At 63.4% G+C, this 11,906-nt stretch carries 12 protein-coding genes; 3 read left to right on the plus strand and 9 right to left on the minus strand.

Annotation, left to right across the window (positions count from 1 at the left end; translation table 11 throughout):
- Positions 1-15: 15 nt before the first annotated feature.
- Complete coding sequence (locus tag QCE69_RS16930; protein ID WP_309931994.1) at positions 16-1,344, plus strand: NtaA/DmoA family FMN-dependent monooxygenase; 1,329 nt, start codon at positions 16-18, stop codon at positions 1,342-1,344.
- A 15-nt stretch (positions 1,345-1,359) separates the two neighbouring features.
- On the opposite strand, the gene QCE69_RS16935 is transcribed toward QCE69_RS16930, so the two are convergent.
- Genes QCE69_RS16935 through QCE69_RS16945 form a run of 3 tightly spaced genes read right to left on the minus strand, consistent with a single transcriptional unit; the run spans position 1,360 to position 4,162 of the window.
- A complete protein-coding gene (locus tag QCE69_RS16935) occupies positions 1,360-2,502 on the minus strand; it encodes an ABC transporter substrate-binding protein (protein WP_309931997.1) in 1,143 nt (380 codons plus the stop codon).
- Entirely contained in the window at positions 2,499-2,996 is a 498-nt protein-coding gene (locus QCE69_RS16940; protein WP_309931999.1) for a 6,7-dimethyl-8-ribityllumazine synthase, read from the minus strand. The genes QCE69_RS16935 and QCE69_RS16940 overlap by 4 nt, the downstream gene beginning before the upstream one ends.
- A 53-nt stretch (positions 2,997-3,049) precedes the next feature.
- The gene (locus QCE69_RS16945; RefSeq protein ID WP_309932001.1) at positions 3,050-4,162 is read right to left on the minus strand and encodes an extracellular solute-binding protein; all 1,113 of its coding nucleotides are present in this window, start codon (positions 4,160-4,162) and stop codon (positions 3,050-3,052) included.
- Positions 4,163-4,327: 165 nt separating this feature from the next.
- On the opposite strand from QCE69_RS16945, the gene QCE69_RS16950 reads away from it, so the two are divergent.
- Positions 4,328-5,674 carry an LLM class flavin-dependent oxidoreductase gene (locus QCE69_RS16950; RefSeq protein ID WP_309920561.1) on the plus strand — a complete coding sequence of 449 codons (1,347 nt, stop codon included), beginning with the start codon at positions 4,328-4,330 and terminating at the stop codon, positions 5,672-5,674.
- 77 nt (positions 5,675-5,751) lie between these two features.
- Positions 5,752-6,369, plus strand: a complete 618-nt coding sequence (locus QCE69_RS16955; RefSeq protein WP_309920564.1) for a TetR family transcriptional regulator C-terminal domain-containing protein — start codon at positions 5,752-5,754, stop codon at positions 6,367-6,369.
- A 34-nt stretch (positions 6,370-6,403) separates the two neighbouring features.
- Here the strand turns inward: QCE69_RS16955 and QCE69_RS16960 are convergent, their stop codons facing one another.
- The 6 genes from QCE69_RS16960 to QCE69_RS16985 all read right to left on the minus strand — a co-directional run bounded on the left by QCE69_RS16960 (position 6,404) and on the right by QCE69_RS16985 (position 11,763).
- Entirely contained in the window at positions 6,404-7,087 is a 684-nt protein-coding gene (locus QCE69_RS16960) for a TetR family transcriptional regulator C-terminal domain-containing protein (protein ID WP_309920566.1), read from the minus strand.
- 70 nt (positions 7,088-7,157) lie between these two features.
- Positions 7,158-8,501: an LLM class flavin-dependent oxidoreductase gene (locus tag QCE69_RS16965; protein WP_309920569.1), complete on the minus strand. Its 1,344-nt coding sequence runs from the start codon at positions 8,499-8,501 to the stop codon at positions 7,158-7,160.
- A gap of 154 nt (positions 8,502-8,655) precedes the next feature.
- Entirely contained in the window at positions 8,656-9,099 is a 444-nt protein-coding gene (locus QCE69_RS16970) for a VOC family protein (protein WP_309920572.1), read from the minus strand.
- Between the two features lie 43 nt (positions 9,100-9,142).
- Positions 9,143-9,940, minus strand: a complete 798-nt coding sequence (locus QCE69_RS16975; RefSeq protein WP_309920575.1) for a TetR/AcrR family transcriptional regulator — start codon at positions 9,938-9,940, stop codon at positions 9,143-9,145.
- Positions 9,941-10,034: 94 nt separating this feature from the next.
- Entirely contained in the window at positions 10,035-10,946 is a 912-nt protein-coding gene (locus QCE69_RS16980; RefSeq protein ID WP_309932003.1) for an SMP-30/gluconolactonase/LRE family protein, read from the minus strand.
- Positions 10,947-10,998: 52 nt separating this feature from the next.
- On the minus strand, positions 10,999-11,763 hold the full coding sequence (locus QCE69_RS16985; RefSeq protein ID WP_309932005.1) for an enoyl-CoA hydratase/isomerase family protein: 765 nt from the start codon (positions 11,761-11,763) through the stop codon (positions 10,999-11,001).
- Positions 11,764-11,906: the final 143 nt, after the last annotated feature.

The following is an 11,906-nucleotide window of genomic DNA, read 5'->3' on the forward strand; positions in this document are numbered from 1 at the left end:
CGGGGCGAGGAAATCATGAGAGGGCGTCGATCGAACATGGTGTTGAGCGGGTTTCTCGCGCCGGGCGGCTACGACGCGCGGGCCTGGCGCTTGCCGACGAGCCGGTCGGGAGAGATTGGTACGGTGGGCATCGTGAAGGCCATTGCGCAGCGCTACGAAGCGGCGAAGCTCGATTCCGTGTTCGTCGCGGATATTCCGGGCGCCGACTTCCTGCTGGACGGCGATCTCGCGCTGGGCAGCCCGTATGAATCCATCTCGACGATGGGCGCGCTCGCCGCGGTGACGGAGCGGATCGGGATCATCGGCACGCTTTCGACGACCTTCAATCAGCCGTTCACGATCGCGCGCCAGCTCGCCGCGCTCGACCTGCTGAGCGGAGGACGGGTGGGCTGGAACATCGTGACTTCCACGTTCGGCGCGGACGCGCATGGCATCGCGCTGCCGGCGAAGGCGGACCGCTACCGGCGCGCGGCCGAGTTCGTCGGCCTCGTGCGCGAGCTCTGGTCTGCCTGGAGCGATGACGCCGTCATCAACGACAAGCAGCGCGGGCATTGGCTGCAGCGGGACAAGGTGAAGCCGCTCGACTACGCGGGTGAGTTCTTCAGGGCAAAAGGCGCGCTGAACATACCGCGCTCACCGCAAGGCCATCCGGTACTGGTCCAGGCGGGTCAATCCGCCGAAGGTCTGAACTTCGGCGCCGAATTCGCCGACATCATCTATACGACTCAGCCGGACAAGGACCAGGCCATCCAGTACTACCGCGAGCAAAAGGAACGCGTGGTGCGGTTCGGCCGGGACCCGGATCACGTGAAGGTCCTGCCGGGTCTCATTCCCTACGTCGGCCGCACGGATGCCGAAGCACGCGATCTGTTCGAATCGATCATTGCGTTCATGGATTTCCAGGACTTGCGCGAGCGTTTCCGCGCGATGTTCTCGGTGTCTCTCGACGGCCTCGCGCTCGATCAGCCGGTGCCCGCGGAACGCTTCGACGTGTGGCGGACGCATCCGTCAGGGCCGCGCATTCTCGCCTACAGGACGGTTGCCAGCCAGCCCGGCAGTACGCTGCGCGATCTGCTGATCAACTTCAGCAGCGCCATGGGGCATCTGCTGATCTGCGGGTCGGCGGAAGCGGTCGCGGAGCAGATGATCGCGTGGTTCGAGGCCCGCGCTTGCGATGGCTTCAGCCTCAATGCGCCGACCTTCCCGGATTCCGTCGATGCCATCTGCGCGCACCTTGTCCCCGCGCTGCAGGAGAAGGGCTATGCGAGGCGCGCTTATGAAGCGGACACCTTGCGAGGCCATCTGCATCTGCCCCGTCCGAAGGCATGGGACGGGGACGCCTGAGCCGGCTGGCGAAACCTACTTCGCCAGCACCCACTTGCCGTTCTGCACCGTCAGCATGGACGGTGCGTCGGGGCCATAGCCGTTATGGTCGGATGCCGTCATCGTGACGAGACCGTTGGTCGTCGCCACGTTTCGAAGGCCTTCCAGCGCGTCGCGCAATGCGCTCCGGAATTCCGGCGTACCCGGCCGCGCAGTCTTGCCCGCGAGCGGAATCGCGGCGTTGAGTTCGAGATACGCGTCCCAGGCATAACCAGCGAATGCGTTCACCTTGTCCGTACCGAACTTGCCTTTCCACAGGGCGGTCAGCGCCATGGCCGGCTGCTTGGCCGGATGCGAGTCCGGCAGATCGGCCGCCACCGTCACCGGCGCGCCGGCGACCAGCGTGCCGTTGACGGCCTTGCCGCCCACGCGGATGAAATCCTCGTTGAGCACGCCGGTGGTCTGATAGACCGGGCCCTTGTAGCCCTTGTCGCGAAGCTCGATCTGCGGTGTCGCGGAGGGCGTGCCGGATGCGGCGATCAGGACCGCATCGGGCTTCGCTGCAATCAACTTGAGCACCTGTGCGACCACCGATGGATCGCGCGAAGAAAAGCGTTCCTGGGCCACGAGCGTGATGCCGGCCGGGCCCGTCGCGGCCTTCAGTTCCTTCAGCCAGCTTTCGCCATAACCGTCGTCGGCGCCAATGAAGGCAACCGTCCTGATGTGCTTGCGCTGCATGTCGCGCACGGTGGCGTTCGCGGTCGTCTTGTCGTTGTACGGGGTCTTGAAGACCCAGCGCCGGTTGGGGTCCATCGGCTCGATGATGCTGGAGCCGGCGCCCAGGCTGATCATCGGCGTCTTCGATGCGCCGGCAACTTCGATGTTGGCGAGCGTCGCGGGCGTGGTCGACGAGCCGATGAGCACATCGACGTGATCCTGCGTGGTGAAGCGCAGGACGTTCTTGCGAGCCGTGGTCGCGTCCGAGGCGTCATCGAGCACGATGTATTCGACGTCGTAAGCGCCGATCTTCGCCGGCATCAGCAAGAGGGTCTGCTTTTCCGGAATGCCCAGAGAGGCCGCGGGGCCGGTGGAGCTCACCGTGACGCCGACCTTGACCTGAGCCAGGCAAGCCTGCGTGACAATCAGGAAGGACGCGCTTACGCAGGTCTTGAGGTTCATCGTGTGCCTCTTGAAGTCAGGGAAGCCTCGACGCGTTGCAGCGTGTCCAGGGTCTGGTGACAGGCGTGTGCGGCTTCACGTCCCTTGACCTTGAAGTGTTCGAGGAAGAAGGCATGGTGCACATCGCTTTCATGAAAGCGCTGCGGCGTGAGCACGGCGGAAATGACCGGCGTGCCGGTCTGCAACTGAAGCTGCATGAGGCTGTCGATCACGGCGGTCGACACGAATTCATGCCGGTAGATTCCACCATCGACGATCAACCCCGCCGCGACGACGGCATCGAATTCCTCGCTCGCTATGAGTCGCTTGAGACAGAGCGGTATCTCGAACACGCCGGGGACTTCGAAGCAGTGCAGGTCATCGGCCTGATAGCCCAGTTCCAGCATGGTCGAGAGGAAGGCGGCCTTGCAGTTGTCGACGATGTCGCGATGCCAGCAAGCCTGAACGAAAGCGATACGGCGCCGTCGTGAAGTGATCGATGAGATGTGCGTCATGCCTGTCAGACCGTGTGATTGAGACTTGAGTGGGAACGGGAAACGCTTTTCCGTCAGATGAGCTGCCACTGCTTGAATGCCGCCGCGACCTGGGGCAGGTTATCCACCCACCATTTCGTGTCCTTGAAATGCACCTTGGCGCGGACCATCGGGTCGTCGAGCAGGACTGCCTTGACGTCGGCTGCGTTCGGCGGCAACAGCGACGCAAGGCCTTTGATCGGGACCGGATAAGACGTAATGGCCGTGAATTCGGCCGCGCGCTCCGGATGCGTCGCGATGTAATTGAGCAGCGCGAAGGCTTCGGGCTTGTTGCGTGCATTGCGGATCACGCCGAGATAGTCCATGCCGACATTCGATTGCGTCAATGAAAACCCGATCTGCGCGCCGGCGCGGTTGGCCATGATGGCCCGCCCGACGTACATGCCCGCCAGCGCGCATTCGCCGGAGGTCAGCCGTTGAACCGGCTCCTGATTGCCGGTGGCCCACACGATATTCTCGCGTCCGAGTTTGTCGAAACTGCGAAAGGCGCGCTGCACGTCGAGCGGATAGAGCTTCGATTCCGCTACGCCGTCCGCCAGCAGCGCAGCCTCCATGGACGCGCCGTCGTTGTTCACGGCCAGCAGGGAGCGCTTGCCGGGGTAGCGCTTCGTGTCCCAGAACTCCATCCATGACCTGGGCGCGCTTGCGTCCGGGATCTTGCGACGGTCCCACGCCATGCCCCAGATATAGAGCGCATAGCAGAATCCGTGGCTGGCGACATAGTCCGGAAGCATCCTGCTCGTGTCGACGAGTTTCGGATCGAGCGGAGCAAGGACGTTCTGCGCCTGTGCAATGCTGTATTCGGTTGCCGTGAGATCGACGATGTCCCATTCCGCGCCGTTCGGATTCATGGTCTGCAACTTCGCGAGCGACAGGCTTGCGTTGACGCCGAGATTGACCTTGACGCCGGTCTCGCGCTCGAACGGATCGAGCCATGCCTTTCTCAGCGCATCGTTGTAGCTGCCGCCGTAGGACGCGATATTGAGCGTCTTCTGTTGTGCCGACGCAAGCGGCGCCAGACTCGACAAACCGGACAGCAGCGTGCCGGCGCTGGTGGCTTTCAAAATCTTGCGCCGCATCGACGACGCCGCTTCAGACAGTGGAACCCGTCTGGACCTTGCGTTCATGAGACATCCTCCTGTGCGACGAAAGCGCGGTCCGGTTCGTATCCGCCGCCTCGCCGGTTGTTGACAGTGTTTTTGTCCGTGTTAATCTTGTTATACGTTCAACAAAAAAATAACGCAAGCGATGCGGTGCGTGTCGATCACCGAGGCTAACCCGGAGGCGAATTGATGAAGACAGAGATGAAGATAGGCGTGTTGATCCAGCCCTACGGCAATCATCCGGCGGCGTGGCTGGTGGCCGATGCTCCGGATGGAGCCGAGAACGATATCGGTCATTACATCGACGTGGCCCGGACGGCGGAATCCGGTGCGCTGGACTTCGTTTTCTTCGCGGACGTGCCGGCGATCCGCAATGGCAACCTCCATGCGATCAGCAAGTGGCCGCTGTACGCCAACCAGTTCGAGCCGGTCACGTTGCTGGCCGCGCTCTCGGCGGCCACGAGCCGCATTGGTCTGGCGGCCACGGTGTCGACCAGCTTTTACGAGCCCTACAATCTGGCGCGCCAGTTCGCCTCGATCGATCATCTGAGCCGCGGCCGCGCGGCATGGAATGTCGTGACGACCTCGCAGGCGGCCGCGGCGCTGAACTTCGGCGCCGACGCGCGCGCCGGTCACGCGGCACGCTATGAACGGGCGAAGGAGTTCATCGAAGTGGTGAAGGGTCTGTGGGATAGCTGGGATGACGATGCGTTCGTCCACGACCGCGCGACCTCGACGTTCTTCGATCCGGCCAGGCTGCGTCGCCTCGATCACACCGGCAAGCATTTCTCGGTACGCGGTCCGCTGAACATCGCGAGGCCGCCGCAAGGTTATCCGGTCATCGTCCAGGCGGGTGGGTCGGAGGCCGGCAAGGCGCTGGCCGCCGAGACGGCCGAACTGGTCTTCTCGTCCGAAGCCGAGCTCGAACGCGCGCAACGCTTCTATGCCGACCTGAAAGGGCGCCTCGAGGCCTTCGGGCGTTCGCGTGACGACCTGAAGATCGTGAGCGCGCTGAATCCCATCGTAGGCCGCACGCGAAGCGAGGCGGAGGACAAGCTCGCGCGCTTGCAGGAAAAGCTGCATCCCGATGTCGGACGGGAGATTCTTGCGATCGACCTGGACAACATCGATCTGTCGGACCTGTCCGTCGATGCCCCTTTGCCGCTCGACCGCATTCCTGCATCGACGGAAGGCGGTAAGAGTTATCTCGAGTACATTCGCGCGATGTCCGAAGAGGGCACGCTCACGCTGCGCACACTCTACGAAAAATATGCGGTGGCGCGCGGCGGCAAGTTCATCGTGGGCACGGCGGAGGAGATTGCCGACGAGATGCAGGAATGGTTCGGGCAGGGCGCGTGCGACGGCTTCATGCTGGGCATGTCGTCGCTGCCGGACGGTCTTCAGGACTTCGTCACGCTGGTCATTCCGGAGTTGCGCCGGCGCGGTCTTTTCAGGGCCGGCTACAGCGGCTCGACGCTGCGCGAACATCTGGGTCTGCCACGTCCGCGCGTCCAGCAGCGGCGCGGTGCGGCCTGAGGCATCTGCTAATATCTGACGCTGCCTGGAACATGGGCCGCGCAGCCTGTGCGCCGCCCAGTAGTGGGAGAAATCGAATGAGTGTCAAACCCGCGGAAGGTACGCGCTCGCGCGACCCCGAGGCGCGCAAGCGCAAGTTGATTGACGCGGCCATCGTGTCGATCGGCGAGATCGGCTACAACGACGTCACCGTGGATACCATCAGCGAGACTGCGGGCATCTCGCGTGGCTTGATTGGCCACTACTTCAAGGGCAAGGATCAGTTGCTGCTGGAAGCGGTGAAGACGGTCGCCGCGGAGATCGGCGCAAGTACTCGCAAGGCGGTATCGGCGGCGGGTGAAGACGCCGTCGCGCGCCTGTATGCCACGGCGCGTGCGAGCTTCGGCAAGCCGGCCTTTACCGAGGCCCATGCCTGCGTGTGGGCTGCACTGGCCGGCAACGCGGGCTGGTCGCCCGAACTGACACAGCTCTATCACGAGCTATGGACGGGGTATCGCGAGGCGCTCGCACGCTTGTTCGAGCGCGCCGCGCAGACACGCGGCATCGAACTCGACGCGAGGCTGGCCGCGCTCACGTTCACGCATTTGATCGAAGGTCTATGGGTGGGCTGGGTTGCCGATTCCACTGAAATCAGCCGGCAGCGCGCCGAGTCGGCCTGCCTGACTTACCTCGACGCCATCTTCAAGCAGCCGTAACGCCGGACGGGGTGAAGCCGCCTGCCGCCGGTCTTCAGGCCAGCGCGCGGCGTTTGCGCGGGGCCGGTGCTGCGCTTGCGGGCGATTGCGTCTTCGCATCGAGGATCAGATCGACGTAGTGATGACAGCAATGCTCAGCATCGTTCGCGTTGATGCTGCTGCGATTGGCGGCCAGTCCGATCCACAGTCCTTCCACCAGCTGCGAAAAGGCGAGCGCGACATGCGACGCATTGATGGCGACGCCGCGCGCCTCCGCTGCGCGCGCGAAAAGACGGCCCACGCCGGAGCGGTAGTCCACCCAGATTTCCCGATAGATCTTCGCCAGTTGCTCGGACCAGCGTGCCGAACTCGCGAGCGACACCCAGACGGCGATCTTTTCGTCCGTGAGGCCAGGCGGTGTGAAGCTGGCGTGGATCAGCGCATGCAGCATCTGGGCGGGGTCCGGCTTGGCGGCGTTGGCAGCGTCGCGGATGGCGCTTCCCAGCTCGGTGGCGACGGTCTTGACGGCCTCGAGCAGCAACTCTTCCTTGTTGGTGAAGTAATGGCCGATCAGGCCTCGCGAGAAGCCGGCCTCCGCGCAGATCGACGCCACGGTGACGGTGGCGTAGCCATTTCGCGCAATGTCGCGTATCGCCGCTTCGATCAGGTCGCGCCGCCGTTCGATAGCGATCCGCGAAGGTCCGCGCTTCTTGCGGGCAGACGAAAGAGGTGTCGCCATGGGTGCTGGTCTCCCGTTCAGATCATTTCACGACTCGACGATCACGTATTGTAAGTCAGCCTCGAACAGCTCACGACACGCGATGCCGCGCCGGCTCCGCGAGACCCAGTTGGTCGCGTAGCGTCGGACCGGAATACTCGGTGCGGAACAGCTTGCGCTCCTGCAGCACGGGCAACACATGACGGGCGAAGTCCTCCAGGCCTCCAGGCAGATGTGAAACGCGGACCATGAAGCCGTCCGCCGCGCCCTCGTTGAACCATTGCTCCATGCGGTTGGCAACGGTTTCGCCCGAGCCGGCTATCGCATTCATGCCGCCTCGCGAGGCGGCGCAGGCCAGATACAGCTGCCTCACGGTCAGCCCCTGTTCGCGGATGGCCCAGACCATGTTGTCGAAGTAGGACTTGGTGGCATTGCTCGAAGGCGGCAGCACCGATTCGGGAATGGGTTCGTCGAGCGGCAGATCGCGCAGGTCGATGCCGCCCAGATCCACGGACAGAATCTCGCGGCCGACGGCCGGATGAATCATCGACTGAAGCAAGTCCAGCTTTTCCTGGCCTTCGGCGTCGCTGGCCCCGACGAAAGGATTGAGCGCGCAAAGAATCTTCAACTCTTCCGGACGGCGGCCGTACTTGCCCATGCGGCCCTTGAGATCGGCATAGAACGCCTTCGCCTTGTCGATATTGCGGTCCACGCTGAAGACGACGTCGGCGGTGCGGGCGGCCATTTCCATGCCGGCCTCCGAGCCGCCGGCATTGATCACGATGGGCCGGCCCTGCGGACTGCGCGGTACGTCGAGCGGGCCGCGCACCTGATAGAACTCGCCCTTGTGATCCAGCACGCGACGCTTCGACGGATCGAAGAAGCGGCCATTTGCCCGGTCGCGGATGAACGCGTCCTGGTCCCAGCTATCCCACAGGCCCAGCACCACATCGACGAATTCGTTCGCGCGCGCATACCGGCGCGCGTGGTCTTCATGATCCTTGCGACTGAAGTTGAGCGCGGCAAGCGGCGCCGACGACGTGACCACGTTCCAGCCCGCGCGTCCGCCGCTCAGATGATCGAGCGTGGCAAACAGGCGGGCGACGTTATAGGGCTCGTAGAAGCTCGTCGAGGCCGTGCTGGCAAGGCCGATGTGCTTCGTGACCGCCGCGAGCGCGGACATCAGCGTGACGGGTTCGAGATCCGCGATATGGCCCGGATAGCGCGTGATGGCTTCGATGTCGCCGTCGCGGCTGGCGGGTGAATCGGCGCGAAAGATGAAGTCGAGCCTGGCCTGTTCGGCGATCCGGGCGAGATTGATCCAGAACGAAAGGTCCACTTCGCCACCGAGCGGCGTGCCTGGATGCAGCCACGCAGCCGGATGAATGCCGACGTGGGACAGCAAGGCGCCAATATGCATGACTCGGGGCTTCATTTCGACTCCGGGAAAAGGGTTGGACCGCGGGGTTGACCGCGCCACGGCGACGCGGCGATGAGGAAGCAAGGTAGCCCAATAAATGTTGGATGTCCAACAAAATTTGCAGGCGAAAGAGGGGGCGCGGAATGCGGCCTTGATCGGGATCCGATGCTTACGGATATTGCAGGATGTTGATGATGGTGCCGTCGGGATCGCGGATCATCGTTGCGCGCAAGCCATCTTCGGACAGGTTTTGCAACTTCCATTCGAAGATCGCGCCTTCCCTCTCGAGGTGCGATGTCACGGCTTCGAGGTCGGACGTGCGGAATACGACCGCCTTTGCACCGGTCTTGTCGATATGCGGGCCAGGGACAATAGCGGCATCGGGGTTGCGAACGGTCGTTGCGCGCGAAAGCAGTTCGATCCGCATGTCGCTCCGTTCGAGTATCTGGAAGTGCGCATGCAAGGATTCGATGTAGGTCGAGTACCCGCGACGGAATCCGAACAGGCGGCCATACCACTCCGCGGAACGATCGATGTCAGTCACGGAAATGGCGACGTTGTCGAATTCGACGAGTCGTTGTGCCTGGGCATCCGCTCCGATGTCATCCACCATGCGACCTCGCTCCTTTTGTGTCGGATCCTGGCTCAGTGCTCGACTATGCCGACGCGTTGCGAGCGCGTGGGGTCTTCGTCGCCTTCGCCTTGCTGCCTGAGGTCCTGCCTGAGGTCTTGCCTGAGGTCCCACCGGTGTCCATCGTTTCCGCGCCATTGCGTACCAGTTCGCGGATGCCGGCGGCCGCAAAGCGCACGAGATCGGAGTAATGAGCCGTCGACTTCTTCGCGCGGTCCCGCGCACCCAGGCGCTTCGCGCGGCCATTGAGCGCGTGCGCCTGTTGCCGTGCCCCGACCGAGAACAGATAGGCCCATACTGCCTGTTCGCGTGCAATGCCGGGCAACACCGTATGCAGTGCATCGATGAACCGTTCCGCGATCGGGTCGTAATAAGTCTCGCGAATGCGTCGTGAACGCTCATCGCTGCCGAGGCTGACGGAAGCGACCAGTTGCACATAGAGCGCAAGGTTCGCAGCTTCTTCACCGTCGAAAATGTCCGACAGCGGCGTGAAGGCGATGGTCAGTACGTCTTCGACCGTCACGGTCTGCTCGCTCGCGAACAGCGCGTCGAGGAGCTTGCCGCGATGCAGATTGATGGCCGACGAGCGGCGCTCGAAGACGGCCTCGTAGAGCTTGTCCTTGGTCGCGTAGTGATAATGCACGAGCGCCTGGGCGACTCCGGCTTCATCGGCGATGTTGCGCATGCTCGCACCGGCATAGCCGTGCTCGCCGAACACCCGCTCGGCCGCATTCAGGATCGCCGACAGGCGCGAGCCCGATCCGCGGTCGGACTCCTGAGCCGGACTGGCGGCTTTCGCAGACTTGTCTCGTTGTGCACTCATTCCGGGGCGACCTCTCCAGGCTATTTGATCGATCAGTCAGTATACCGTGAAGCTTGGGTGGCCCGACAGGGCAGAGTCGGGCCACCGTGTGACATCAGCCGAGAAACTCCGGCTCCGGCAGTCCCTTCACACCGGGCCGCACCGCCAGCACATTGCCCGCGAGCGGCTGCTGCGCCAGTTCCTTCTCGCTCATCCGGCGACGCGCCGTGGTGATGAACAAGGTATCCAGATCCGGTCCGCCGAAGCACAGGCTGCTCACGCGCCGCACCGGCAGATTGACGACCATGTCGATCCGTCCGCGCGGGTCGTAGCGCGTCACGCACCAGCCGTCCATGTTCGCGCTCCAGAAGCAGCCATCGGCATCGACGGTCGAGCCGTCGCAGATGCCGCGCCCGAGCGGCACGTCTGCGAATTTCCGGCGGTTGTAGATGGCGCCGTCGACTGAATCGTAGTCAAACACATCGATCTGGCAACTGAAGGAGTCGGTCATGTACATCAGCCGGTTGTCCGGGCTGAAGCTGATGCCGTTGATGCAGGTGATGCCCTCCATGATCAGCTTCGGCTGCAGGTCCGGGTCGAGCCGGAACAGGCGGCCGCGCGGCGTATAGGCGGCGGCCTCCACCGTTCCGGACCAGTAGCGGCCGTGCCTATCGCACTTGCCGTCGTTGAAGCGGTTCTTCGGCCGTTCGGCGTCGGGGCGCGCGATCTCGGTCAGCTCGCCGGTTTCGGGCGAGAAGAAATAGAACCCGGACCGCATGCCCACCAGCAGGCCGCCTTTGGCGCGCAGCCCGATGCTGCCGATCTCTTCCTGCATCGGCCAGCTTTTCTTGACGCCGCTGGAAATGTCGAGGCGATGGATGGCCTGGCCGATGCCGTCGACCCACCAGAGCAATTGCGTTTTCTCGTCCCAGATGATCGATTCGCCGAGAACGTCGGGGGTGGAATCGACTACGTCGATAACCGAGCCCACCATGTCGATGGGCCTCGTGATACTGCTGACAGTCATGTTGCCTCCTTGATATGCGGTGTGAATGGCGATGCAGTTGCGTAGCGCCGCCTCAGGCAGCCGGTTCCTTCATGCGGGCGAGGCCTTCGAGCGCGAGTCCGTAGCCCAGTACGTCATGCAGGCGCGCCTTCAGTTCCTGGTTCAGGCAGGTGCGCGTATAGCGTCTCACGAGACGCGGCTGTTTGAGCATCAGCTGCGCGAGTTCGCGGGCGCGCGGGAGCAGGTCTGCGGCCGGCATGACCTCGTTCACGAGACCCATATCCCGCGCCTCGCTGGCGCTGATGTTCTGACCCGTGAGCAGGAAGTAATGACCGCGCGCGCGGCCCATCAGCAGCGGCATGATCAGGTGCATGCCGTCGCCGGGCACCATGCCGCCCTGGAAGTGCGCGGTGTCCTGGATGGTCGCGGTATCGGATGCCAGCACGATATCGCCCAGCAACGGGATCTCCGCATGCCGTACGGCCGGCCCGTTCAGGATGCTGATCACCGGCGCTTCGATATTGAGCAGATTGATGAGCAGATGCTTCGCTTCCCAGTAGATCGGGTCGTAAATCGTCGGCGTCATCGAATTGCGGTTCTGATGCATGCCAGGGGCGATCGGGGGGCCGCTGAAGGCGTCGCCGGTGCCGGTCATGATCACCACGTCGTTTTCACGATCGCGGCCCACGTCGAGGAACGCCTGCTCGAACTCGCGATGCGCGGTCAGGTTCCACACAAGCGGGCCGCCGTGCGTGTGGAAGTGCATCTCCAGCACGCCGTCGGTGCGCGTCATGCGGATGGTCTCGAACTTGTCTGCGTAATCGTTGAATTGGGTCACGGCTGGGTCCTCTGAACGTTGGGATGTGGCGTCGGTGCGTGCCGGCGTTGTCGCCGGCGCTATCCGAACAGGCTCTTCAGACGCCGATCCTATTCCTGACTGATCGATCAGTCAACAGGGGAAATACCGGGCGAGATCGTCGT

It is taken from the genome of Caballeronia sp. LZ032, from assembly GCF_031451315.1.
In the GTDB taxonomy this organism is placed as follows: Bacteria; Pseudomonadota; Gammaproteobacteria; order Burkholderiales; family Burkholderiaceae; genus Caballeronia.